Source organism: Lysinibacillus sp. COL-1, assembly GCF_059814265.1.
In genome coordinates this window covers 3,510,388-3,534,812 of the sequence record NZ_JCAWSJ010000004.1, presented here as the reverse complement: position 1 = coordinate 3,534,812, position 24,425 = coordinate 3,510,388, and the positions used below count along the sequence as shown (strand labels likewise).

General features: G+C 37.7%; 37 protein-coding genes. 34 read left to right on the top strand and 3 right to left on the bottom strand.

Annotation, left to right across the window (positions count from 1 at the left end; genetic code table 11):
• Positions 1-10: 10 nt before the first annotated feature.
• The 28 genes from AC6BKE_RS25840 to AC6BKE_RS25705 all read left to right on the top strand — a co-directional run bounded on the left by AC6BKE_RS25840 (position 11) and on the right by AC6BKE_RS25705 (position 17,486).
• Positions 11-601: a phage scaffolding protein gene (locus AC6BKE_RS25840; protein ID WP_499858258.1), complete on the top strand. Its 591-nt coding sequence runs from the start codon at positions 11-13 to the stop codon at positions 599-601.
• A 19-nt stretch (positions 602-620) separates the two neighbouring features.
• The gene (locus AC6BKE_RS25835; protein WP_203582573.1) at positions 621-935 is read left to right on the top strand and encodes a hypothetical protein; all 315 of its coding nucleotides are present in this window, start codon (positions 621-623) and stop codon (positions 933-935) included.
• 16 nt (positions 936-951) lie between these two features.
• Entirely contained in the window at positions 952-2,007 is a 1,056-nt protein-coding gene (locus AC6BKE_RS25830) for a major capsid protein (RefSeq protein ID WP_499858257.1), read from the top strand.
• 14 nt (positions 2,008-2,021) lie between these two features.
• Complete coding sequence (locus tag AC6BKE_RS25825) at positions 2,022-2,201, top strand: hypothetical protein (RefSeq protein WP_499858256.1); 180 nt, start codon at positions 2,022-2,024, stop codon at positions 2,199-2,201.
• Positions 2,198-2,602 (top strand): hypothetical protein, encoded by a 405-nt coding sequence (locus AC6BKE_RS25820; protein ID WP_499858255.1) that lies wholly within the window; start codon positions 2,198-2,200, stop codon positions 2,600-2,602. Before AC6BKE_RS25825 ends, AC6BKE_RS25820 begins: the two co-directional genes overlap by 4 nt.
• 47 nt (positions 2,603-2,649) lie before the next feature.
• Positions 2,650-2,958 (top strand): hypothetical protein, encoded by a 309-nt coding sequence (locus tag AC6BKE_RS25815; protein WP_499858254.1) that lies wholly within the window; start codon positions 2,650-2,652, stop codon positions 2,956-2,958.
• Positions 2,959-3,438, top strand: coding sequence for an HK97 gp10 family phage protein (locus AC6BKE_RS25810; RefSeq protein WP_499858253.1), 480 nt, complete (start codon positions 2,959-2,961; stop codon positions 3,436-3,438).
• Positions 3,428-3,850, top strand: a complete 423-nt coding sequence (locus tag AC6BKE_RS25805; RefSeq protein ID WP_499858252.1) for a phage tail terminator family protein — start codon at positions 3,428-3,430, stop codon at positions 3,848-3,850. The genes AC6BKE_RS25810 and AC6BKE_RS25805 overlap by 11 nt, the downstream gene beginning before the upstream one ends.
• Before the next feature lie 4 nt (positions 3,851-3,854).
• The gene (locus AC6BKE_RS25800; RefSeq protein ID WP_499858251.1) at positions 3,855-4,046 is read left to right on the top strand and encodes a hypothetical protein; all 192 of its coding nucleotides are present in this window, start codon (positions 3,855-3,857) and stop codon (positions 4,044-4,046) included.
• 1 nt (position 4,047) lies between these two features.
• Positions 4,048-5,370: a phage tail sheath family protein gene (locus AC6BKE_RS25795; protein WP_499858250.1), complete on the top strand. Its 1,323-nt coding sequence runs from the start codon at positions 4,048-4,050 to the stop codon at positions 5,368-5,370.
• Between the two features lie 14 nt (positions 5,371-5,384).
• Positions 5,385-5,900, top strand: coding sequence for a phage tail tube protein (locus AC6BKE_RS25790; protein WP_340811228.1), 516 nt, complete (start codon positions 5,385-5,387; stop codon positions 5,898-5,900).
• A 63-nt stretch (positions 5,901-5,963) separates the two neighbouring features.
• On the top strand, positions 5,964-6,398 hold the full coding sequence (locus AC6BKE_RS25785; protein ID WP_499858249.1) for a phage tail assembly chaperone: 435 nt from the start codon (positions 5,964-5,966) through the stop codon (positions 6,396-6,398).
• A 29-nt stretch (positions 6,399-6,427) separates the two neighbouring features.
• On the top strand, positions 6,428-6,592 hold the full coding sequence (locus tag AC6BKE_RS25780; protein ID WP_499858248.1) for a hypothetical protein: 165 nt from the start codon (positions 6,428-6,430) through the stop codon (positions 6,590-6,592).
• Between the two features lie 76 nt (positions 6,593-6,668).
• Complete coding sequence (locus tag AC6BKE_RS25775; RefSeq protein WP_340811223.1) at positions 6,669-7,313, top strand: hypothetical protein; 645 nt, start codon at positions 6,669-6,671, stop codon at positions 7,311-7,313.
• Positions 7,314-7,360: 47 nt separating this feature from the next.
• Complete coding sequence (locus AC6BKE_RS25770) at positions 7,361-9,613, top strand: tape measure protein (protein WP_499858247.1); 2,253 nt, start codon at positions 7,361-7,363, stop codon at positions 9,611-9,613.
• Positions 9,614-9,619: 6 nt separating this feature from the next.
• On the top strand, positions 9,620-10,291 hold the full coding sequence (locus tag AC6BKE_RS25765) for a LysM peptidoglycan-binding domain-containing protein (RefSeq protein ID WP_340811221.1): 672 nt from the start codon (positions 9,620-9,622) through the stop codon (positions 10,289-10,291).
• Complete coding sequence (locus AC6BKE_RS25760; protein WP_499858246.1) at positions 10,284-11,246, top strand: XkdQ/YqbQ family protein; 963 nt, start codon at positions 10,284-10,286, stop codon at positions 11,244-11,246. The genes AC6BKE_RS25765 and AC6BKE_RS25760 overlap by 8 nt, the downstream gene beginning before the upstream one ends.
• Positions 11,239-11,556 (top strand): DUF2577 domain-containing protein, encoded by a 318-nt coding sequence (locus tag AC6BKE_RS25755; protein WP_499858245.1) that lies wholly within the window; start codon positions 11,239-11,241, stop codon positions 11,554-11,556. The genes AC6BKE_RS25760 and AC6BKE_RS25755 overlap by 8 nt, the downstream gene beginning before the upstream one ends.
• Before the next feature lie 4 nt (positions 11,557-11,560).
• Complete coding sequence (locus AC6BKE_RS25750) at positions 11,561-11,965, top strand: DUF2634 domain-containing protein (RefSeq protein WP_499858244.1); 405 nt, start codon at positions 11,561-11,563, stop codon at positions 11,963-11,965.
• Entirely contained in the window at positions 11,965-13,050 is a 1,086-nt protein-coding gene (locus AC6BKE_RS25745) for a baseplate J/gp47 family protein (protein WP_499858243.1), read from the top strand. The genes AC6BKE_RS25750 and AC6BKE_RS25745 overlap by 1 nt, the downstream gene beginning before the upstream one ends.
• Positions 13,043-13,591: a putative phage tail protein gene (locus tag AC6BKE_RS25740; RefSeq protein ID WP_499858242.1), complete on the top strand. Its 549-nt coding sequence runs from the start codon at positions 13,043-13,045 to the stop codon at positions 13,589-13,591. Before AC6BKE_RS25745 ends, AC6BKE_RS25740 begins: the two co-directional genes overlap by 8 nt.
• Entirely contained in the window at positions 13,591-14,919 is a 1,329-nt protein-coding gene (locus AC6BKE_RS25735; protein WP_499858241.1) for a glycine-rich domain-containing protein, read from the top strand. Before AC6BKE_RS25740 ends, AC6BKE_RS25735 begins: the two co-directional genes overlap by 1 nt.
• 51 nt (positions 14,920-14,970) lie before the next feature.
• Positions 14,971-15,258, top strand: coding sequence for a hypothetical protein (locus tag AC6BKE_RS25730; RefSeq protein WP_499858240.1), 288 nt, complete (start codon positions 14,971-14,973; stop codon positions 15,256-15,258).
• A gap of 1 nt (position 15,259) precedes the next feature.
• Positions 15,260-15,409 carry a hypothetical protein gene (locus tag AC6BKE_RS25725; RefSeq protein ID WP_499858239.1) on the top strand — a complete coding sequence of 50 codons (150 nt, stop codon included), beginning with the start codon at positions 15,260-15,262 and terminating at the stop codon, positions 15,407-15,409.
• An 84-nt stretch (positions 15,410-15,493) separates the two neighbouring features.
• Entirely contained in the window at positions 15,494-15,898 is a 405-nt protein-coding gene (locus AC6BKE_RS25720; protein ID WP_499858238.1) for a phage holin family protein, read from the top strand.
• Entirely contained in the window at positions 15,895-16,686 is a 792-nt protein-coding gene (locus AC6BKE_RS25715; protein WP_499858237.1) for a GH25 family lysozyme, read from the top strand. Before AC6BKE_RS25720 ends, AC6BKE_RS25715 begins: the two co-directional genes overlap by 4 nt.
• A 124-nt stretch (positions 16,687-16,810) precedes the next feature.
• On the top strand, positions 16,811-17,149 hold the full coding sequence (locus AC6BKE_RS25710) for a YolD-like family protein (protein WP_499858236.1): 339 nt from the start codon (positions 16,811-16,813) through the stop codon (positions 17,147-17,149).
• Positions 17,142-17,486 (top strand): YhjD family protein, encoded by a 345-nt coding sequence (locus AC6BKE_RS25705; RefSeq protein ID WP_499858235.1) that lies wholly within the window; start codon positions 17,142-17,144, stop codon positions 17,484-17,486. The genes AC6BKE_RS25710 and AC6BKE_RS25705 overlap by 8 nt, the downstream gene beginning before the upstream one ends.
• Before the next feature lie 24 nt (positions 17,487-17,510).
• On the opposite strand, the gene AC6BKE_RS25700 is transcribed toward AC6BKE_RS25705, so the two are convergent.
• Together AC6BKE_RS25700 and AC6BKE_RS25695 are read right to left on the bottom strand one after the other, a co-directional pair.
• On the bottom strand, positions 17,511-17,696 hold the full coding sequence (locus AC6BKE_RS25700; RefSeq protein ID WP_499858234.1) for a hypothetical protein: 186 nt from the start codon (positions 17,694-17,696) through the stop codon (positions 17,511-17,513).
• A 14-nt stretch (positions 17,697-17,710) separates the two neighbouring features.
• The gene (locus AC6BKE_RS25695; RefSeq protein WP_051891666.1) at positions 17,711-18,193 is read right to left on the bottom strand and encodes a hypothetical protein; all 483 of its coding nucleotides are present in this window, start codon (positions 18,191-18,193) and stop codon (positions 17,711-17,713) included.
• A 208-nt stretch (positions 18,194-18,401) separates the two neighbouring features.
• On the opposite strand from AC6BKE_RS25695, the gene AC6BKE_RS25690 reads away from it, so the two are divergent.
• Both AC6BKE_RS25690 and AC6BKE_RS25685 read left to right on the top strand, forming a co-directional pair.
• Positions 18,402-19,262: a ParM/StbA family protein gene (locus tag AC6BKE_RS25690; RefSeq protein ID WP_499858233.1), complete on the top strand. Its 861-nt coding sequence runs from the start codon at positions 18,402-18,404 to the stop codon at positions 19,260-19,262.
• Complete coding sequence (locus tag AC6BKE_RS25685) at positions 19,259-19,522, top strand: hypothetical protein (RefSeq protein ID WP_499858232.1); 264 nt, start codon at positions 19,259-19,261, stop codon at positions 19,520-19,522. The genes AC6BKE_RS25690 and AC6BKE_RS25685 overlap by 4 nt, the downstream gene beginning before the upstream one ends.
• A 67-nt stretch (positions 19,523-19,589) precedes the next feature.
• Here the strand turns inward: AC6BKE_RS25685 and AC6BKE_RS25680 are convergent, their stop codons facing one another.
• Positions 19,590-20,219 carry a hypothetical protein gene (locus AC6BKE_RS25680; RefSeq protein WP_499858231.1) on the bottom strand — a complete coding sequence of 210 codons (630 nt, stop codon included), beginning with the start codon at positions 20,217-20,219 and terminating at the stop codon, positions 19,590-19,592.
• Positions 20,220-20,860: 641 nt separating this feature from the next.
• On the opposite strand from AC6BKE_RS25680, the gene AC6BKE_RS25675 reads away from it, so the two are divergent.
• The 4 genes from AC6BKE_RS25675 (at position 20,861) to AC6BKE_RS25660 (ending at position 24,417) form a co-directional block, all read left to right on the top strand.
• Complete coding sequence (locus AC6BKE_RS25675; RefSeq protein WP_499858230.1) at positions 20,861-21,103, top strand: hypothetical protein; 243 nt, start codon at positions 20,861-20,863, stop codon at positions 21,101-21,103.
• Positions 21,104-21,562: 459 nt separating this feature from the next.
• Positions 21,563-22,558, top strand: a complete 996-nt coding sequence (locus AC6BKE_RS25670) for an ABC transporter substrate-binding protein (protein WP_499858229.1) — start codon at positions 21,563-21,565, stop codon at positions 22,556-22,558.
• Between the two features lie 177 nt (positions 22,559-22,735).
• Positions 22,736-23,593: a DUF72 domain-containing protein gene (locus tag AC6BKE_RS25665; RefSeq protein WP_499858228.1), complete on the top strand. Its 858-nt coding sequence runs from the start codon at positions 22,736-22,738 to the stop codon at positions 23,591-23,593.
• Positions 23,593-24,417 carry a sulfite exporter TauE/SafE family protein gene (locus AC6BKE_RS25660; protein WP_058844834.1) on the top strand — a complete coding sequence of 275 codons (825 nt, stop codon included), beginning with the start codon at positions 23,593-23,595 and terminating at the stop codon, positions 24,415-24,417. Before AC6BKE_RS25665 ends, AC6BKE_RS25660 begins: the two co-directional genes overlap by 1 nt.
• Positions 24,418-24,425: the final 8 nt, after the last annotated feature.

Here is a 24,425-nt window from a genome sequence, read left to right as displayed (position 1 = left end):
AGGCTATCAAATGAAAAAAGAAGATTTAATTGTAATAGGATTAAGTGAGGAACAAGCTGATGCTGTCGTTGGTAAATATGGAACAATGATTCCTGAAGAACGCTTTGATGAGGTCAACAAGGCGAAGAAAACGCTTGAAGATCAAGTGAAAAACCACGAAACCCAGTTGAAGGATTTGCAAGACAAAGCAAAAGGTAATGATGAGCTACAAAAGACAATCACTGATTTGCAGCAGGCTAATGAAACGGCCAAAACGGAGTATGAGCAACAATTGAAAGACGAACGCATGAGTGCAGCACTGAAATTGTCGTTGCACAGCAAAGTACATGATGTTGATTTAGTAGCTGGCCTCATTGATAAAACTACAATTGAATTAAGTGAAGATGGGAAAATTACAAAAGGACTGGATGAGCAACTTAAATCGTTGCAAGAATCAAAGTCCTTTTTGTTTGTGCCAGAAAAGCAACAACCGACATTTAGAGGGTGGAATCCTGCCGGGGGCGCAGACGGTGGTACAGATACAAGTGACATAGGTTCTAACTTTGCAAAAATAGCGAATGACAAAGGCTCAAGTGATGCAAGTAAAAACCCTTGGGGATAAACAATAAGGAGGGCTATATATGCCATATGTAAAACCAATTGAAAAATTTCAACGTGTAAATTTCCTAGCATCATCTAAGGTGCAGGCCTTTACCTATTTAGTGAGTGATGTAGGTGTAACTCCTGATGCAAATGGAAAGAAGATCGTTAAGGCAGGAACTATCTTACCTAAAAATGATGCTACCGCAGAAGGTATCCTATATACCGACGTCGATGTGTCAAGTGGACCGCAACCAGGTTCATTGATTGTGGAAGCTTACGTTTTAGAGGATCGTCTACCTACTGCTCCAGATGCAGCAGCTAAAACAGCATTAAAAGAAATTAAATTCCGATAATTGGAGGGAAAACAATATGCCAGACATTTTAGAATTATTTGATCAGAAAACAGTATTAGATTACATGAAGGAACGAAAATATCAAAGCTATGGTGTGGGAGAAGCTCTTTTCCCAGAAGTTAAACACAACACACTAGAGTTCGAGTATCTCGTAGGAGCGAATGAACTACCCGTTATTGCAAAGGTACACTCATTTGATACTGAAGCAGAAATTGGCTCATTAGATGCTGCTAAACAGGTACTAGAGGCTGCTTATATCAAGAAGAAGTACCAAATTACTGAAAAGGATTTAATCGCATTGCAATTCCCACGAACAGCACAGGAGCAACAATACTTGATGCAACGAGTATTTAATTTAATCGATAAAGCAGCCAATGATGTTCGTGCAAGCGTTGAACTAATGCGTATGCAAGCACTGAGTACAGGTGAATTGAAATTAGCTTTGAATACAGCAGATGGCACACCAAAGACGCTTACAGTTGGATATGGAGTACCAGCAGATCATAAAGAAGCACTTGCTGGAGCTGAACAATGGGGTTCAGGTACTGAGGATATCTTAGGGGATTTAGAACGTTGGTCTGGTGCATTAGATATTACTCCAACTCGTGCATTAACATCTAAAAAGATTGCAGCTCTTATTTTACGTAATCCGAAGATTATTGGTTATCTATACGGTGCTGGTTCTGCTCGCGTGGCAAATTTAACAGATTTAAATGCTTTCTTTACACAACAAGGCTTACCTACTATCGCTGTGTATGAATCAACTTCAAACACCAAATATCGTGAGCAAAACGCGGATGGCACATATACAACAAAAAGTTACTTCCCAGACAATAAATTCGTAATGTTTGGTGATGGCCCACTTGGCGAATCGTTATATGGTCCGACTCCTGAAGAATCACGCCTTATCCGTGAAGGTTCTGACGTAGAAATGACTACCATTGGTAACGTAATTGGAATGGTATACGAAGAAGGGAAAGATCCTGTTTCAACATGGGCAAAAGCAGCAGCTACAGCCATTCCGTCATTCCCAGAAGCGCAAAATGTATTCCAAGCGCAACCAATTGCATAAGGAGGCTATTTGAAATGGCGAACATTAAAGTAAAAGTGAAAAAAGGCGCTTTCCCAATACGTTATAAGGGAGAGCGTTATTTAGTTGGTGAAGAATTCACTATTGATGAAAAACATTTAAACGAATCAACGATGGAAAAATTAGAAGAACCGAAGAAAGCTACTCAAACAAGTAAAACGTCTGAAAGCGAGTGATTCGTATGTATTTAGATGCAGTAATGCGTTTATCTGCACTTGGAGTGGCCTTATCTAGCGCTCCAAGTAGTTCAGACGATATGCTATTAAAATTCGCTATCGATAAAGTTACTAGCCATATTAATAACCAAACCAATTTAACAAGGATTCCAGCAGGTTTAAATGAAATTGCTATAGATATGGTAGTAGGAGAGTTCTTGCTTACTAAAAAAGCGATGGGACTACTGGATATTGAAACACTTAATTTCGAAGCTGTTGCAAAGCAAGTTCAAGACGGTGACACGAATGTAGTGTTTGCGGTTGAAGCGAATAGGACTCCAGAAGCTCAATTCGATGCATTTATCTTATATCTACAGCACGGTAATACAGACTTTATAAAGTACAGGGTACTTACATGGTAAGCGCTCGTAGAAAGGCTGTAGAGTCGTTGTACAAAGGATTGTGTACAGTGAAGGTATGGGGAGAAGTTACTGATCCTATTACTCATGTTACAAAACATGAAGAAGTGCCGTTATTCACTGACCAAAAGTGCAAGCTTTCATACGAAAAGCAAGCATCAACTACTCAGACAGGTGGTCCAGCAGCAATTGCCCAGACTACTAAACTATTTATCGCTCCAGAATTGGATATACCAGCAGGTTCAAAAATCATCGTTACTCAGCATGGCAAAACTTCTGAATTCGCCAGAAGTGGCGAACCAGCTATTTATACAGATCATCAAGAGATAATGCTTGAAGCATTTGAGAGGTACGCATAAATGGGTAGAGGTGGCCGCGTTGATTTAAGGCAACTGAAAGCATTTGAGCGAAAGTTAGCTAAGTTGGCTAGGGGTGATTTCGAGAGGTTTTGTGAGGCTGCAGCTAAAGAATTGGCAGCTAGGTTACTAGGTAAAGTAATTAGACGAACTCCAGTTGGGATAGTTGATGGAGGGACTTTAAGACGTGGATGGACAGCTAAAACACATGCGGAGGCTGAATCAGGCTCTAGTAAAAATGCTAAAGAATATGCGGAATCTTTAAGTGTTCAAAAACAAGGTAACGTTTATGAACTTTCAGTAATTAACCCAGTAGAGTATGCACAGTATATTGAATTTGGGCATCGTACTTCAAATCATCAAGGATGGGTAGAAGGTCGATTCATGATGACTATTTCAGCAGATGAAGTCGAACAGCAAGCGCCAACTATTCTTGAACGCAAACTATTCGAAATGTTAAGGGAGTCTTTCGATGGAGATTAATGATATTCAAAATGCTATATCTGTTAAGCTTCACGAAGCTTTCGGAGATGGCTATAAAAAGTATATAGATGAAATTCCGCAGGGGTTTAAAACTCCTGCTTTTTTAATTCAATTTTTGAACCTTGAGCACATTCGACAAATCGGAAAACGGTGGAAGGTAACAACGTTTTTTAACGTGCAGTATTTCCCTCAAAACGGTTTGTCTGAGGCGTCTAACATGACTTTGAAGGTACAACAAACACTACAAGAAATAACGCTGTTAAATGGCTCGCTAATGCTTGGAACAGGAGCGAACAGTGAGGTTGTAGACGGAATAGGTCATAATTTCGTTCATTTCAATTTCTTTTTACAAGAAGTCGAAGAGAAAATCTTCATGGAATCACTAAAACAAAATACGAAAATGAAAGGGTGAGGGGATGACAACTGTTAAAGACGAAGCAGTTAAGGACAAAGTGAAAGTTCCTGAGTTCACAAAAGCCCAATTTGTAAATAGTAACAAGTATGTTGCTCGACGTGATGCCCTTAATGCATTGCTGGAAGCAGATAAAACCTATTCAACTACTGAAGTAGATAACATTTTAAAGAAATTCGACAAAGGAGGTAAATAACTTGGCATTAGGTGGAGGCAATTTCTTAACTCAAAACAAAACACTACCAGGTACGTACCATAACTTCATTAGTGCTGCTCGTGCATTTGTAGAACTAAGTGAACGTGGTTACGTTGGTTTGCCAATTGCGCTTGATTGGGGTGTGGATGGTGATGTATTTGCTGTAACTCAAGAGGATTTTCAAAACAATTCTCGCAAGATATTTGGTTATGATTACAAGCACTCGAAACTAAAAGGAATCCGTGATGTATTTAAAAATGCTATCACGGTTTATTTTTACAAACTTGCTGTGGATGCAGAAGCAGCTACAAATGATTTTGCAACAGCTAAGTACAAAGGTGCACGAGGGAATGATATTACGATTGTCATTCAGGCAAATGTCGATGAGCCATCAAAATTCGATGTTAAAACATTGCTAGCTAATGTGTTAGTAGACGAACAAATGGCGGTAGCTACTGCTACAGACCTAAAAGCAAATGATTATGTGACGTTTAAAGCAGACGCAACACTTGCAGTTACAGCAGGAACACCGTTAGCAGGAGGCACCAATGGCTCAGCAATCACAGGTGGAGCCCATCAAGAGGCGCTAGATGCACTAGAGGCATATGGATTTAATACTTTGGGCTGTTTATCTTCTGAAAGCACTATTAAATCATTGTACGTAGAGTATACAAAACGTATTCGTGACGAGGTGGGTGGCAAATTCCAACTTGTAGGTCATAAACTTGGCAGTACTAACCATGAAGGGATTATTGACGTACAAAACGATACTAACGGACCAGAAGAAGAAGTGTTTGGTGCAGTATATTGGGTATCTGGTGCTCAGGCTGGAGTGGCTGTCAATAAGTCAAATACTAATAAAAAATACGAAGGTGGATTTACAGTTGATATGTCTGAAACAAAGACGCAGTCACAACTCACAACGTTATTAAAGGCTGGTAAATATTTATTACATCGTGTTGGGGATGAAGTTCGAGTGCTTGAAGATGTGAATACATTTACATCGTACACGGATGTGAAAAACGAGGATTTCAGCTTGAACCAAGTTGTTCGAGTGCTAGATCAAATCGCTATCGATACAGCTAAGTTATTTAATACCCGATATTTAGGTGAAGTACCAAACGACCAAGATGGACGGGTTTCTTTGTGGAACGATATCGGCAAACAGCGCTCAGAGTTACAGCGACTACGCGCCATTGAAAACTATGATAAAGATGCACTTGTTGTTACTAAAGGCGAAACAAAGAAATCTGTTGTTACGAGCGAAGTTGTAAACGTAACAGTGGCTATGTCTCAGCTCTATATCACAACAGTAGTAGCATAAAGGAGGGCAATAAATTGGAACAAAAGAAAATATTGATTCCGTTGAATCTTCAGTACTTTGCAGATACAACCATGCATGCTCGTGATGCTATTCATGGTGCACAAGGTAAAGCTTATGTGACGGTTGAAGGAAATCGTTATTTATTTGCACAGCTAATCAACTTAGAGGCACGTATGGATAAAACCAAAACTCAGGTCCCTATTATGGGCCGTGTAGCTAAAGGGAATAGATCAACAGGTGCGGAGTATTCAGGCAGTGCCACATTCTATTTCAATACATCCATTTTCCGTAAGTTGTTGAAGCGTTATAAAGACACTGGAGAAGATGTTTACTTTGATATCCAAGTAACGAATGAGGATAAATCATCAACAGTTGGCCGTCAAACGACAATCCTAATCGATTGTAATATGGATGGTGGCATCATCGCTGCATTAGATGCAGATGCGGAGTACCTAGAGGATTCCATCGACTTTACATTCGAGGATTGGGATATGCCAGAAGAATTCGGAGTTTTACAGGAAATGTTATAAGACTAGAGCTCACGTCATTGTGGGCTCTTTTTAATTAAAACGAAAAGGATAAGGTGATCATACATGTCAAACTTAGCTGCATTCTTTGCACACAACAAAAAGCAAAATGGAAATATTAAGCGAGTTGTTTCAAAAAATTTCGTGGATGAACAAGGCAATCCGATTGAATGGGAGTTTGCGCCTATCACGCCAGAGCGAGATGTTGAATTGAAATCTGACTCTACAAAGCGCTCTATGATTACACAAGGTAAACGAAAAGGACAATTTAACACAGACTTTGACCACTTTAAATATCAACGTTTATTAACAGTTGAATCTATTGTATTTCCTAATTTAAACGATAAAGAGCTACAGGATTCTTATGGTGTAATGGGGGCAGATGCTTTACTTGGAAAGATGTTGACAATCGGTGAGATTGCAGATGCCTCAGCGGTAGCACAGGAAGTCAATGGGTATCAAGCTGAGCTAGAGGATATGGTTGAAGAAGTAAAAAACTAATTGAGGACGGTGATGTTGACGCCAATATAATGCATTGGTGGATACAAAAACAACGTCGCCTTCCTTCTGAATTTATGTCGTTACCTTTAGTTGATAAAGCGTGTATCATCGCATCACTACAAATCAAAATTGCAGATGACAAAAAGCAAGAACGTGAAGTGAAACGTGGTTCAAAAAAGGGCAAGAAACGATAAAAATTAGATAATTATGCTAGATAGCTATAGTGTAATCTCTTCTTATTATGTATATTTGTGTATAAGGAGGGATTATGTGAAAAAAGGTTGTTTACCAATAGGTTGTTTAGTAATAGTTATTTTCTTTATAGTTATACCTGTGTTATTTATTACTCAAAATCCAGAAAAACACAATATGGATTCTAAAAGTAAGTTAATAAGAGAATTAGATTTAACGGTTGAACAGGGTGAAGGAGTTATTAAAACATTAGCTTCTGTTGGAATAAGTGAAGATATAACTATAAAACATGATGAAAGCTTAGATAATGCTCATTTCGAAGGAGAAAAAGGTTATAGGTTATCTAATCGAGATGTTTCAAACATCATTTTATATATGAATGGTGGCGAAGTACATAACATTAGATACGCTGATAACGAAATGTACAAAGATGGTAAAGTTTTATCTAAAATTAATGATTATATTGTAACTAGTTCAGAAAAATCAGAATTACAAATTAAATGTCAAGAATCTATAAAATCAGTTTTAAAATCCCCTTCAACAGCTAAGTTTGCAGGAGTAAGAGATTGGAAAGTCTGGAAAGAGAACGGACAAACGATTGTTCAAAGTTATGTAGATTCACAAAATAGTTTAGGAGCTATGACACGTTCTGAGTTCCAGTTTATTATTAAAAATAATAATGTGGTTTCATTAATAATTGATGGAAAAGAATATATGAAATAAAGCATCCTTTAAGGGGTGCTTTTTATTATGCCAAAAGAGGTGAATTCATGGCAACAATTCGCACCGCGATTCAAATCGAAGATCGCTTGAGTCAACCTATTCGAGCTATGCATAACGCTGTTTCAATGATGGTTAATCAAATGGAGGCTATGCATGTTGCCTCTGGAACTCTGTTTGATACTTCATCTATAGCGTTGATGCGAAGAGAACTAGGAAATGCAGCAAATTCTATGAATCAGATTGAACAAGAAATTCGATCCGCAGATAACGCACAAGGAGGATTAAACAACCGGATACGGGATGGTACAGATGAAATGAATGGGTTGGTAAAAAAAGTTGGAGCTTTAATTGGTGCTTATTTGTCATTACAAGGGTTAAGTAAAGCAATCGAGATTTCTGATGAATTAACCAATACTAAGGCCCGTGTACAACTACTAGTAGAGGATATGCCTGTAATCCCCGATCAGTTAGCAAAAGTAGATTTCGGTCTTGGTGACATGAGTGACATAGAACTTGCCCAACAACTTATTCATGATGCTGCACAACGTTCATACTCGTCATTCAAAGATACTGCTGATATGGTTTCGAGAATTGGTACTAATGCGCGTGATTCGTTTAGTAATTTAAGTGAAGTGGTAGCATTTAGTGAACTTGTACAAAAGCAATTTGGTATTGCTGGAGCGAGTGCTGTTGAAGCAAGTAATGCAACTATCCAGTTATCTCAAGCGTTAGCCTCAGGTGTTTTACGTGGTGACGAGCTTAACTCAATCTTTGAACAAGCACCGAACTTAATTTCGACTATTGCAGATTATATGGGAGAACCCTTAGGAGCTATTCGTGACTTAGCTGCAGACGGAATGATCACAGCAGACATCGTAAAAAATGCCATGTTTGCCGCCACAGACGAAATCAATAAAAAGTTTGACAGTATGCCAGCGACGTGGTCACAAATGTGGACTTATTTCAAAAATGAAAGTTTACGTGCTTTTGGACCAGTATTACAAAAAATAAATGAAATTGCTAATAGTGATCGATTTAAAGAATTTAGTGCTAGTGCAATACAAGCTCTATACATGATTGCAGATGCGATAAATATTACTCTAACAGCAATGACAACAGTAGGTAGTTTTGTATATGATAACTGGTCGTTTATTGCTCCAGTAATTGGAGGAGTTACAGCAGCGCTAATAATTAATGCAGGAGCATGGGCATGGAATAATAGAGAAATAGCTATAAACGCACTTATGACTGCAACAGCAGCGATACGAAATTTATGGTATGTAGCAACTACCGTTTTATCTACTTGGGCAACATATGGATTCACAGCAGCTATGGCAGCCCTAAGTATTGCGATAGCAGCAAATCCGATTGCATGGCTTATCGGAGCAATAGTGGTATTAATTGTAATATTCTATTTAGCGATAGCTGCAATAAACCATTTTACAGGGTCATCTATCAGTGCTACAGGCATTGTTGCTGGTGCATTCATGGTGTTAGGTACTTTCATTTATAACTCCATAGCTTATTTATGGAATATGTGGGCATCCTACATTGAATTCTTTGTTAATATTACGCAAGGAAGGACTTATGCGGTAAGGCGACTATTTTACAATTTGGCTACGAACGTGTTAGATGTAATTATTTCAATGACTAAAGGTTGGGATGGCTTTGCAACTAGTTTTGTTAATGCCATAATAGATGCCGTAAATAAAGCGATCCGAGCGTGGAATTGGTTTATCGATAAGTTACCAGATGGTATAAGTAAAACTATTGGTTTGAAAGCAGGTACTGAATATTCACACCGAGAGTCCATTACAAGTGATATAGAGAATCTAAAAGGGACACTGGATGATTGGATCGGAGAACCGCCAGACGATTATTGGGAAGCTCCTAAAATGGAAATGAAGTCTTTAGGTGATGCTTGGGACACAGGCTATAACTGGGGTGCTAATATGCTTGATTCAATGAAAGGGCAAGGAGCCAATACTGATGCGCTTATGAAGTCAGTTAATGAATCTCTTGGATTAGGCGATAAACTCGATAAAGGCAATGAGGCAGGAAAGAAAACTGCTGACAATACTAAGAAAACAGCCGATGGCGTTAAGATGATGAATGAAGATCTGAAATACCTACGTGATATTGCAGCGCAAGAGGCCATCAATCGTTTTACTACTGCAAAAATAGAAGTCAAAATGAGCAATGAAAATCATATCAACAATGACATGGACCTTGATGGTATCATTGATCAAATGGTCGTAAAAACAGAAGAAGCAATGCAAACAGTTGCGGAAGGGGTGTAACAAGGTATGTACAATTTCTTCTTAGATGGCGTACAGTTACCTATTGCGCCTGCTGAGTTAACAATAAATATAAACAACAAAAACGAAACTATCACACTCATTGATAATAGCGAGATTAATCTATTAAAAAAGGCTGGACTCACTGATTTTAGTTTTAAGATCTTATTGCCAAATGTGAAATACCCTTTTGCGGTCTACCCTAACGGGTTTCAACCGGCAACTTACTATACGGACAAACTAGAGGCGCTGAAACTTAATCAGAAGCCTTTTTATTTTCTTGTCAATCGTATGAAACCTAATGGTACGTTGTTGTTTGATACAAATATCTTAGTTTCATTAGAGTCATATGGAATTTATGAATCAGCCGAGAATGGTTTTGATTTAGAAGTAGATATTGAATTAAAACAATATCGTACATGGGGTACAAAAAAAGTCGAAATTATTACAACAGCCAAAAACGCAAAAGCTCCAGCGACTTCTAAAGTAGAAAAGAAGCGTGACACGAGCACAAAAAGTACAGCCAAGACCCACAAGGTTGTGAAGGGGGATACTTTGTGGGGCATTTGTAAAAAGTATTTCGGAACTGTAACGGATTCAAAGATTAATGAAATTGTGAAATTAAACAACTTAGCAAATCCTAATCTTATAAAGGAGGGGCAGGTGTTGAAGCTTGGCTGAATGTAAACTGCTCATCCAAAACGGATCGTATATACAGCAATGTGTGGTTGAGGAAGGTATAGTGTTAGAAACAGCTAGACGAAAAACAGCTGGCAAACTCTCGTTCACAGTTCTAAAGGATGAAGCCCTCGACTTTCAAGAGGGTAATCCTGTTATCTTTATGTATAATGGTCAGAAGGTCTTTTATGGCTTTGTGTTTACAAAAGAACGCTCTAATAATGAGAAAATAAAAGTAGTCGCATACGATGCGCTAAGGTACTTTAAAAACAAGGATACCTACGTGTACACAAAGAAAACAGCCTCACAAATACTCAAAATGTTGATTGCTGATTTTAAGTTAAAGTTTGGTTTGGTCGATGACACGAAGTACGTAATCCCTTCTGGGGCAGAAGACAATAAAGAGCTTTTCGAGATTGTACAAAACGCTCTTGATCAAACAACACAAGCTACAGGAGCTATGTACGTATTGTTTGCTGATCATAATGGCATCAATTTAAAAAACATGAAGGACATGAAACTCAACATTTTGATTGATGAAACAACAAGCGAAAGCTTTTCATATTCTACTTCCATTGATTCAGAGACGTATAACAAAATTAAATTAGTATACGAGAATAAAGATAAAGGGAAGCGTGAAGTTTATATTGCTCAAGACTCATCTAACCAAAACAGGTGGGGTGTACTACAATATTTTGAATCAATTCAAAGCAACACAAATGGGAAGCTTAAAGCCGACACGTTGCTCAAATTGTACAATAAGAAAACACGGAAATTATCAATCAATAAAGTAAAAGGAGATATTCGTGTACGCGGTGGCTCATTGTTACCGATTATGTTGCATCTCGGTGATATGACTGTATCTAACCACATGGTCGTGGAGAGTGCCAAGCACACATTTACAGAATCTCAGCACACGATGGATTTAGTGTTTATAGGAGGCGAGTTTAATGCGTAGTATCAACGATTTATTAGTGTTAATCAAACAAACATCACTAGATGCCATTCACGCCAGCAACCCTTTAGAAATACGCTATGGTACCGTGATTAATGAGAACCCTCTTAAAATACAAGTAGACCAAAAATTAATCCTTAGTGATGCTCACTTAAAACTAACTCGCAATGTCACCGATTATGAAACCGAAATGAGTATAGACGGTGACGCTAAACAAATGTATAAAGTGTTTAATGCACTAAAACAAGACGAAAAAGTGGTATTGCTTAGAATTCAAGGAGGCATGCCTTTTTTAGTAGTGGATAGGGTGTGATGATATGTTGCCAGAAGTCGAAAATGATGGTTTATTAATAGACTTTGAGGAAGTTGTTGAACCCTCTAATACCTTCAAAATAAATAACCAATTAGATCGCTGTTATGGCACCGTAGATGAACTAGAGGCCATGAAACAAGCGATTTTTTTAATGCTTAATATCGAACGATACAATCATTTAATTTACAGTTGGAACACAGGCTTTGAAACTAATGATCTAATTGGTCAACCAACAGTATATGTTGCCAGCGAAGTAAAACGACGCATCCGAGAGGCTTTACTACAGGATGACCGCATTACGGAAGTAGATACTTTTGAAGTAACAACAAATAAAAATAAAGTGCATGTTCAATACACAGCACATACCATATTTGGTGAAATCACAGCAGAGAAAGAGGTGAATTATTGATGGCAGTAGCCTTTGATTTAAATACTTCCTATGAGGATTTATTAGTTCAGAAACTAACTAATGTGCCAGCGCAAGATAAACGAGAGACATCATTGATTTATCAAGCCACAGCAGCCAATACAATCGAGACAGCACAAATATTATTCACGCTATTGAACTATGAAAATCAAATGTTCGCGGACACCGCACCTCGTGAAAACTTAATAAGACGTGCTGCTGAGCGAGGGCTTAGCCCAACTCCAGCAACGAAAGCTATTCGAAAAGGAGTATTCAATATTGATGTTCCTATAGGTGCTCGTTTTTCACAGGAAGAATACAACTTTATTGTCATCGAGAAAATAGAAAATGGTATTTTTAAGTTGGAATGCGAAACGGAAGGTGAGGTTGGAAATTTCGAGACAGGACAACTTATACCGATTGATTACATTACAGGTCTTGAAACAGCACAGTTAATGGACTTGTTGATTCCAGGAGAAAATGAGGAAGATACGGAGGCTTTTAGATCACGCTATTTCAATAGTTTTGAAAGTGTTTCATTTGGTGGAAATCGAGCTGACTACAAAGAACGTGTGGGTAATATACCTGGTGTTGGAGGTGCGCGCATCTACCGGGCTAAATATGGTGGTGGCACTGTTGGTGTTACGATCATTGACTCAACGTATTTGAAGCCGTCCACAGCTTTAGTAGAGTTGGTACAGCAGTTAATAGATCCATTAGATAGTCAAGGTGATGGAGTAGGACTTGCTCCTATAGACCACGTCGTCACAATCTCGGCTGTTAACGAAACTGTAGTGAATATAGCTACAACATTAACCTTACAATCAGGATGGTCCTTCGGGGATGTGGAAAATGCTATTAAAGAAGTAATCGATGGATACTTTAAAGAAATTGCGGAACAATGGGCAAAGGCAGTTACAAAACAAGAAGATAATACAGGGTTAATCGTTCGTATTAGCCAAATTGAAACACGTATTCTTGGCATTGATGGAGTCATCGACATAGCCAACACAACATTAAATGGCACAGCAAGCAATCTTGAGTTAGATAAAGAGGCTATACCTAAAAGGGGGACTGTAAGTGGCTAGAGAAGTAGATATTTTAAGCTATTTACCCCCTATCCTGCACGAAATAAAAGAGCTGCAAAGAATTGCATCACTTGAAAATCCATCGTTAGAGCGAGTATGGGAACTAACTGAATCATTGTTAAATAATCAATTCATCTTAACTCTTGATGAACGTGGTGCCAATCGTTATGAGAAAATGCTTGGTTTGGTTGCAGGTGAATCAGAAACACTTGAGACACGTCGTTTCCGCATTCTATCAAGGTATCAAGAGCAAGCTCCCTATAGTTACCCTGTCCTTAAACAGCTACTTGATAGCTTGCTAGGAGAGGGGAAATACGAGCTTACTCGCAGTACATCTGAAAAGTGGGTACGTGTAAAGCTAGAGTTAACGGTATCTCGTCAATTTGAAATCGTTGAGGTTTTACTTGAAAGGGTGACGCCTCAAAATATGTTGTTGTATGTAGAAGTCAGATACAACCAACACAGCACTCTAGCGCGCTTTACACACGCTCAACTGGCTGCCTATACACATAAACAACTAAGAGAGGAAGTGTTACCATAATGCCTAATGAGACTGCCAATTATGGGTTTACAAAGGACAACGAAGATGAATTTTATAATGTAAATACTGTTAATGCCAATCTGGATAAGATTGATACAGAGATGAAACGAATTGAGGATGAATCAAAGAGCTTTAACGAACAAGTAGCTGATAACACTAATGCTATTGCCGACATAAATACGAAGCTCGATACCCATATCAAAGATGATTCTGGACACGTTAGATTCATTGGTAACGCGGCTGGTGGTACTGGCATGGCTTGTAGGACTGATTTAGCGCCAGTAGATTTAGTAAACGGTAAGTTGGTTCCGAGGAAAGGTCACGCCTTCCGTTTCCTCAAAGTGGATGTCGCTAATACGGGACCTCACACATTTGCAATAGTATCTGATACGTTACCAGGAAATCCAAGTAGTGCCACGTACCCGATATTAAACGGCAGCGGGCAGCAGTTAAACGGTGGAGAAATGGTGAAAGACGGCATTTATACACTGGTTTTCAATGGTTCGGCTTTTATCTTACAGGGTGAAAGTGGGGTGACGACAGTAGTACGAGGAAGTCAAACCTTTGCCACACCCGGAACGCATGCCTTTACTGTTCCTGATGGCGTTAGTATGATAACTTGCTATCTATTCGGAGCAGGCGGTGGAGGTGGAGGTGGCGGTAAAACTGACGGAAACAGTAATTACTCAGGCGGAGGAGGAGGAGGAGGGGCTTTCGCCTTGCGCATGTTGCAAGTTACACCAGGAAGCACTATAAATGTAGTGGTTGGTAACGGAGGAACTGGAGGTAATCTGGGACTTAATGGACAACCAGGCGGCACAACTTATGTTATTGACAGCGCTCATCCGGGCGGAAGCAAAACTTACTATGCTTACGGCGGTGGAGGTGGAGGTGGCGGAAACACTGCACCCGGAAACGGCGGTGGCGGTGGTACTATAACCTCCACTGGTCTAACGAACTATACCGCAAACCCGATTGATGGTATATTAACTGGGCCATTTTTGCTTGGTACAGAATTGCAAGCATATTCTGGAGGTAGTGGAGGAATGATGGGTTCGCAAACTGTCACTGGTGGCGGTGGCGGTAGTGCACCTAGCGATATACTACCTGGTAAAGCAGGAAGTGGTAATATAGCCGGTAACAACAATTTATTGAACGTTCTAGTAGTACGTGGCGGTAACGGAGGAAATGCCGCTAATGCTAATACCCCTGCGGCAAGCGAAGGACAGGCTCCGGGCGGTGGAGGTGGTGGTGGTGCTGGTTATGGAGGCGCTACTTATATGAGAGGTGCGAACGGTGGACACGGAAGAGTTTATTTAATATGGTAACTTAACCCATAAAATAATTATTTTATGGCTGAAATAAAAGGAGTGAAACATATGATTATCATTAACAATACAGAAGAAACGAAAGTCAAAGTAGTAAGCGTGTTTTCGTTTGGAGAAATCGCGGTCGAGTATGACATGAGTACAATGCCGCAACCAGAAAACATACCAGGTAAAACACACGAATTATTTTACGACAAAGAAACAAAGTCGTTATATTATGAGTATACTGATATTCCTAAAACGGAGATTGAGATGTTACAAGCTGAGAATGAGGCATTTAAACAATCTCAAGCAGATCAAGATGAAAATATCATGCTTTTATTGTTAGGAGGGGATTAATTTGAGTGCTGTTTATAATTTATTCTTACGCAATTGGTGTAATTGCAGAGCAACGGAGGAACAAATTGACTTAGCTGTTACAAAAGAGTTACTAACCGAAGAAGAGGCTATCAAAATAAAAGCTACTGAACAGAATAACGAAAACAAGTAGACGCAGCATTAAGCTAGCGTTATTTTTAATGCCTTTCACAGCCATTGTGTGGGGCTTTTATATTGCAAAAAGGGAAGTGTTCAAATGGAAAAATGGATCGCTACAGTAAGCGGAGCAATCGGCACAATAATTTCATACTCAGTTGATGGACTAGGTATGGCTGTGACAGTACTTATAGGCTTCATGGCAATTGACTACGCTACAGGGATTATGAGTGGGATCGTCAATCAAAACTTAAACAGTCGTACAGGCTTTAACGGCATCATACGTAAGGTTTACTACTTAATGCTAGTAGGATCAGTGTATTTACTGTCAGCTGTGATTCCTGGTATCGAGTACGCAGGTGATGGGGCGGCTATTGCATTTTGTGTACTAGAATTCATTTCAATTACTGAAAATGGTACTAAAATGGGCTTGCCAATGCCTGACTTTGTAAAAAATATTTTAGCAATTGTAAAGGATAAAACAGGAGAGGGTGAGGTTAAATGAGTAAGATCATAGACATTTCGCACCATCAAGGTGATATTGATTGGTTAAGGGCTAGTAAGGAAGTGGCTCTAGCTATCATTCGTACACAGTACGGTACAAGCACTATAGATCGTAAATATATAAGAAATATCGAGGAATGTAAAAAGTATAAAGTGCCATTTGGAGTTTATATTTACGTAACATTCCGAAATGAAGCGGAGGCATTAACGCAAGCTAAAGATTTTTATAACAGAGCACAAGGGTACAAGCCACTCTTTTATGTTGTGGACGTAGAAGAAAGTTTCGGTGGAAGTGTACAAAATATAGTAAAAGGCACTCAAACATTTATTGACTATTTAAAAATAAAGGGCGTTAAAGTTGGGTTATATACAGGACACCATTTTTACAAGCCGTACAAAATGGACACAGTAAAAAATTACGATTTTTTATGGATTCCACGTTATAGCAGTATAAAACCAAGCGTTGCTTGTGATTTGTGGCAGTATACAGATCGAGGCATTGTACAAGGCATTAAAGGACCAGTGGATTTAAACCTACTAAATGGAAATAAGCCATTATCTTGGTTTACTAATAATGAGCAAGCCAACAAACCACAACAAATAGTAAAGGATGATGATAAAATGCAATTTACAAACGAGACAACTAAAGCTGCTGTACGTGACTATCTTAAACAAGCAGTTGATAAAAAGCTAATTAATAAATCACACTTGGAAAAATTCGATGCTGGTACGTTAACTGGCGGAGATTTTGAAGGTTTGAAAATTATCATTGCACAACGTAGCATTTAACAACAATCGCCCGTTACCCAATCGGTAATGGGCTTTTTTATTTCCAGATATTACACTTGATAAAACACAAACGTTTGTTCTAAAATAATACAAACGAACGTTCTGTTAATGGAGTGTGATTTGTATGTTACATGACCGCGGAAACATGAAGTGGACAGCTATGATGCTACCAGAGCATCTTGTAGAGATTAAGAAGTGGAAAGAGGAACAATTTTACGATAAAAAGCGTGAGTTGACGGAATGGGAGCTTGAAGAAATCGAGCAAACAATCCAGCGAGCGTTTAAATTGAGGAAATATGTTAAATTAACGCTGTGGGACCATAATAAACTACATGAACATACAGGGCTGATAACTGGCACTGATACGTACAAAAAGGAGTTACTATTAGATACAGATTCAGCAATAAAGCATATTACATTTGATAAAATTCAAAATGCATTATTAGTAGACGCTCATGATTAATCCGGAACAGCGTCAATTATTACACAAATTCTTATTATTAGAATTATCCGTGAAATCATTGCAGATTGATTATCCACAAGTAGAACAATTTAAAATGAAAGAAGTATTTTTTCCAATGATGGATTCCTTGTTAAAGACATTGCGTCATGAGTATTTTGAACTCAAAAGACAACTAGGGCAACAACGTATCCGAGTAGTAGGTTGGACTAATGTAGATGAGTATTTCAGTGACGTACAGGTTGCTACAGCAGGGGATGATGTAGTTCTTCGATATGCTAATCAAGCACTTAAAACCAAGGTGGAAAAATTGATAAATGAACATCTAAAAAACGGTTAGGGCTCAGACAAGAGCCCTAAATTGTTAAACTTCTAATTCATCGTGTTCTTTCTTTTTAGGTACTACCTTCATCACCACAGTAATTGCCTCGTCAATTGATTCACCAAACATCAACTTCACAGTTTTAACCACTCGCTCTACCTTTTCGGCAATCCACACGACTATGATCCCGCCGCTAAATGTATAACCAACAAAGTCAATGATGTCCACAAGTCATCTCCTTTTTATAATTTTAGTAACCGATAAATCTGCCGTATCTTAACCTGATCTAAGTGTAAAAGATAAGTTGATAAGTACCATTGCATGAACTTCCTATTACTCAGTGTCACACGAATAAGAACAGCAGCAGTGGTGGTTGGTGTTATATCTAGTGCAAAAGCTAATACACTCAATTGGTCGTAGTCTCTCTGTTTAAATTTGATCGTTACTTTACCTTTATCAGCATGAACAGTTATCTTTAATTTCGGTCTTTCTGGGTAACCTAACGTGATGGTGTTCTTCCAACGATAATCTCTCCGAAACCACTTTCTTATTTCTTCTACAATGATTTCTGACACAGCACCAGTATTACATAATCTTTCTGCTACATCTTTAACAGGTTCATCACAGATTTCAGCAAATCGATATAATGTGGTCTTGAGACTTTCTGAGATAGTGGGTTTCACATCAACTTTTTTATCTGAGCGAGTGATTCTCCTGTTCCCCATCGAAATTTCCCCTCCTCCCCATACCTTTTTGAACCTTATCCCTAGGAATTAATCCTAACCATAATTGATTCCTAGACTTAATGTAGGTATACGTGGTAGGGAAGTGTAAAAGAACCACAGTAAAAATATTTATTACAATTGTAATAATCAGAGTCTTTGAGTTATAAAATGTACTACATTTGTAATACAAAAACGAAAGGGGATTTTATTGAATAGAATAATTTTGGGAATCGATGCAGGGAATCACAAAGCGAAGGTAGTAGGACCATTTGGAGTCGATTCATTTAAAACGAATATCTGCGATTGGTTTGAGCGTGATGTTGAGGAGTCATTTGGTCCTGATGATATGGAGTTTGAGATAGGTGGTCGCAAAGGGTTTGCTGGTACAATCGCGCAGTTTGAAGATGAATTCGGGGATGGTACCAGGTACGGAGATAGCAAGGCCCATGAGGATACTAAAATCAGAGTCTTACTAGCAATTCACCGTTATTTAAGCCGTTACTGTCCACACATTGAACAAGTAAGCTTTGTTACAGGCCAGCCAATTAAACGGCATAAGCAAGCTGAGAAGGAATCAATTATAGCCATGCTAAAAGGACAATATGAAATAAAGGTTAATGGGAAGATTAGAAAAGTCCTCATAGATCAAGTGGCCGTGGCTCCTGAAGGTAGTGGGGCTTTTTGGGCGCAACCAAGTGATGGAGTTATCAGAGTGATTGATATAGGAAGTGGAACTGTTAATGCTGCTACTATTATTGATAAGAGACATATTAATAAAGCCAGCACAACTTTTAATTTCGGGGTTGAGACTGTGGCTGATAAAGATGATGTCCAGAAGATAGCTCGGGGAATAATACGTAATACAACTAAGCTAAAGTGGAGTAAAAATGACAAGATACTTATTTGCGGAGGTATTACAGAAGGAATAACACCATATATAATAGAACATTACATTAATGCAGAAATCATTAATCCAACAATACAGCGTGGAAATGGGGTGACTACTTTACACCCTGTCTTTGCAAATGCAGTTGGATTTTATGCAATAGCAAAGGGGGCATTTGGGTGAGTAATGAAAGCAGGAAGAACAAACCTGTTAGTTTTAACATCAAAGATGAACACGACCTTGCACTATTAAATCATGCAGAACAAACAAACCCGTTGACTGGTAAACCGCGTAACTTCAGTAAGTATGTAAAAAGATTGATTGAGGAAGATATGAAACGTGGATCACAAAATGAAATAAGGATAGATCGAAATGAACCAATCATTCGAGAAGATGAAACATACTCAATTGAAACAAAAGAGGCCATGAACAGTTTTATATGATGAAGTAAAGCCACTCAGATTCATATTTGAGTGGCTTTACTGTGTATATTGTTAATTTAATGTCAACTTATTTGAAATCATTATGTGTTTCATAATTTGTAGCTACTTCTTTTAAATCAGATGCTTTGAATTTATCAAAATCAATCTTGTCAATGTCACTCTTTTTAAGTAACACAGTCATCGCAGATCCAACGTTGCTGTTGCCAGAAGCATCTTTAAAGTTAGCTTGCCAGTTTATATTAATGTCACGCATATCTTCTACATCTTTTAAAACTTTAAGTAATTCAACTGTATTTTGTTGAGCATAATTTAAAGTATTCTTTTTAGTTATGGCATCATCAATCATCAACTTTAAATAATAAATATCCCCCATACTTTCAACAGTGATGTTACGATCACTACCATCAGTAGTAGTAGTACCAAATAAATCTGTAGCTATCTTAACAATTCGTTCTTCTAGAGGGATTGTTGTATCGTTTGCAGCTTTCATATCAACCACTACATCATCATTTTTCTTTTCTGATTCTTTTTTTGGTTCAGTAGAAACCTCTTTTTTCACGTTTTCTTCTTGGTTAGTGGCATTGGCTTTTTCTGAAGCTTTTCCATCGTCACCCTCAATTGCATTGCCAATAGCACCAATTCCTATAATGACAACGATTAAGATAAACCACCATTTTTTATAAAAAGGTTTTTTCATGTAATAGTCTCCTCTGTAAATATTTATACCATTTAAATTGTATCAATATTGGCAGGTGTTGTCAGTATTGTTTTTATACATACAAAGATTAGATTTGAAAAAATTACAAATACTAAAGTATGGACATCGAGACATTGAGCCTAATTGCAACCTATTACTTCGAAAAAATAAAATCGAATTGCGAATTCGCAAAAATAATCCATTATAAAGAAGAGAAAGGAAATTATGTATTTTATGCCCTTTACAAATGCAAACGCGGTATCGTGTTAAAGAAGGTTATCTTAACTCCGGATGGCGATTTTATAGACTTTATCTCGTTGTAAAATGTAATATTTTGTCGCAAATTGTAGATACCTCGACAAAATTTTTCAATTGGTCGGGAAACCCATTTAAATTTAATGCTTCCAATGCTACCATTAAAGTAACAAATTTAAAGAACTATTGTTCTTAATAATTGTACGAAGGTGGTGCTAAAGAATCATTAATAGTTTTTTAGAAGAAAATAAAAACCACATATCAAGTTGGCGCTTGATATGTGGTAACTAACGAGTGACAACCACTCCAATAAACTAAATGTATTGTACCATTTAACTGGTTCGATTAGAAGTGGAAGTTACTCCCAAATAAATGGGGGCATGAGTATGGAGACAACAGTAAACGAATTATTAAGTGTATTAGAATTTTTTTCAGAAATCTTTAATATACCACCACCATGGTCAAATGACATTGGACATTGGTGGCATAAAGTAGTTAACGATATAGATACAGAATTACTTTATCTACTCTATGACAATAATGTATTAGGACGTTATAATAATGATGATTTAATATTCATGAATAATCTTCTTTCTGATCGGATAAATGATTTGGAGAAAGCAATATAAAGCAAATGGTAAAAAGCACGAAAGTATTACTTATTAAAATGTGGTCAACCCACAAAATGACCACAAATACATTCCGTTCTATTTTTTTGTATTTTGATAAATAGCTACAAAAGGAACTAAATGAAGTAATCGTTTTATCGTGTTTCTTCCTATTTATATTGTCATTAATTAAATTCGAGATGGAAGGGTCTATCGGGTAATTAACTTACCACCCCTAGTCACAGTAAAACTTGTGACTAGGGGTTTTTTTATGATCTGATATATCAGATCGAAAATGGATTTTTGTAATATATTAAAATAATACTGGATTTTTGGATGAATACATACTAAAATGATAATGAGAATCAATATCAATTGAAAAGTAGGAGCTGATAAAATAATTTCATGTTCAATGCTTCAACATGCCAGATGACATAGCTGTTTGTCATAACGATAACAATTTAAAGGAGATTATTGTCAATGAAAAAGAAGTTTCTATTTATTAGTGTCATCGCATTATTTATGCTGATCCTAGCAGCATGTGGTGAGAAAAAGGCTACGGAAGAGGAAACATCCACAGATACGCCAAAAGAAGAAGCAACGCAAACAAAAGATGAATCTACAAATGAAGATGGTACGAGAACAATTGAATATCTTGGTGAAAGCTATGAAGTACCAGAAAAGGTCGAAAGAATTGTTGTAACAGGTGCTATGGAAGCGATGGAGGATATGGTTGTTCTTGATGTTCATCCAGTAGGAGCTATTGCTATTGGTGGCAAATTCCCTGAGCTATATGCTTCTGTAACAGACAAAGCAGAATCAATTGGTGAGAAAATCAAACCAAATTTTGAAAAAATATTAGAATTAGATCCTGATGTCATTTTAGGTTCAACAAAGTTCCCAGAAGAAGTACAAAGTAAATTAGGGAAAATCGCTCCTACTATTTTAGTGTCACATATATCGACGAACTGGGAGTCTAATTTAAACTTATTAGCTGAATTAACAGGTAAGCAAGCAGATGCAGAGAAAATCTTAGCTACATATAAGGCAGATATTGAAGCTGCTAAAACGACGTTAACTGAGAAACTACAAGATAAAAAAGTAGCTGCTGTTCGTATTCGTGGTGGACAGGCTTATGTTTATCCAAAAGAAGTATTTTTAAATGCTGTTCTTTATGGAGAACTCGGTTTAGCAGTGCCTGATGAAGTTGCGAAAGCAAAAGCACAAGAAGCCATTTCTGTGGAACAACTGGCAGATATGAACCCTGATTATTTATTTGTACAGTTTTCAACAGATGAAAATGCGGATGCACCAAATGCTTTAGAAGACTTTAAAAACAATCCAATCATCCAAAATATTAATGCCTTTAAAAATGACCAAGTGTTTGTCAATGTACTTGATCCATTAATGGAAGGTGGCCCAGCTTATAGCCGAATTAAGTTTTTAGAGGCTATCCAACAAAATCTTGTGAAATAATAGGTAGCCCAATTAAGTAGCATGAGTTCAAGGGTATATGGACTCATGCTTTTTCTTTTGCATATAAGAGACAAACCTTCATTTTGAATGTACAAAAGAATGCGATATTTTTTACATGATGTTTATTTCTAGTATCATACTGTGTGCTATGATTATGTACATAGAGGAGGGTGTCACATGATTGTAGTTGGATTAACTGGTTGGGGCGATCACCCTTCACTTTCTAGTGGAGTGACTACCTCAAAAGATAAATTATTTGATTATACAGGTCATTTTTTAACGGTCGAAGTCGATACGTCTTTTTACGCCATCCCGTCCAAGGAGCATGTTCGTAAATGGTGTGAGGATACACCTGAAAATTTTCGTTTTGTTGTAAAGGCGTACCAAGGTATGACTGGCCATTTGCGTGGTGATATACCTTTTGAAACAAAAAATGACATGTTCAATGCTTTTATCGAATGTGTGAATGAATTTAAACGTTATGGAAAGCTAGCGATGGTATTAGCACAATTTCCACCGTGGTTCGATTGCCAGGCAAAAAATGTACAATATTTATTGTATATACGGCAGCAGCTCAAGGATTTTGAAGTAGCTATTGAGTTTCGAAATCAAACATGGTATGCAGAAAATGTCGTACAGCAGACGATGGATTTTTTACGTGAACATCAATTTATTCATACGATTTGTGATGAACCACAGGCTGGTGTAGGTTCAGTCCCCTTCTATCCTGTAGTGACGGCGAGTAAAGCACTTATCCGTATCCATGGGCGCAATATCCATGGGTGGCGCAACACAGGGAATGCTGAAAATTGGCGTAAAGTTCGCTTTTTATATGATTATAATAAAGAAGAATTACAACAGCTTGGGCATAGCATGCAAAAGCTTGAAAAAGAGGTCAATGAACTCTTCGTATTATTTAATAATAATTCAGGTAATCATGCAGCGAAAAATGCAAAGGAGCTACAAGACATGTTGAATATTAAAGATGTTGGACTAGCGCCTAAACAATTAAACATGTTTGAAGGGGAACTATAATGGAATTTATTTTATTAGTCATCATTGCACTATTGGCGGGTCTAATTGGCTCATTGGTTGGGCTAGGTGGTGGTATCGTTTTAGTACCAGCAACCTTATATATTGGTTTAAATCTAGGAATGATTCCAGATATTACGCCTCAAAAAGTAGTCGGTTTATCAGTTGTTATGATGATCTTTACAGGGCTAGCCTCCACATTAAGCTATATGAAATCCAAAACGGTGGATTATAAAAGTGGCTTTATATTTTTTCTTGGAAGTATTCCAGGAACGATTCTTGGAGCTTGGGTCAATAAAGGATTAGACTTACCATCCTTCAATTTATATTTTGGTATTCTGCTTATTATTTTATCAATCATTTTGCTTGTCCGTGACAAGTTGAAGCCAGTAAAATGGTTTGTGAAAAATGGTACGCAACAAGAATTTACAGACTCTGAGGGCAATACCTTTATATATGGCTATCCTATTTGGTTTGCCTTTATATTAACATTTGGTATTGGCTTTGCTTCTGGGCTGTTCGGCATTGGTGGTGGCTCGATGATTGTACCAGCAATGATTATTTTGTTTTTATTTCCACCACATGTCGCAGTGGCAACATCGATGTTTATGGTGTTTTTAACGTCCATTGTAAATTCCTCAAGCCATATTTACTTCGGACATGTGCCGTGGCTCTATACAATCCCTGTTATTCCAGGGGCCTATATTGGGGCAAAATTGGGGGCGGCATTAAATAAAAGAATTAAATCAGATACGCTTGTACTCGCCCTAAGGATTATTTTATTATTATTAGGAATTCGTTCCATTATAGAAGGCATATTAGCTTAATTTGAAAT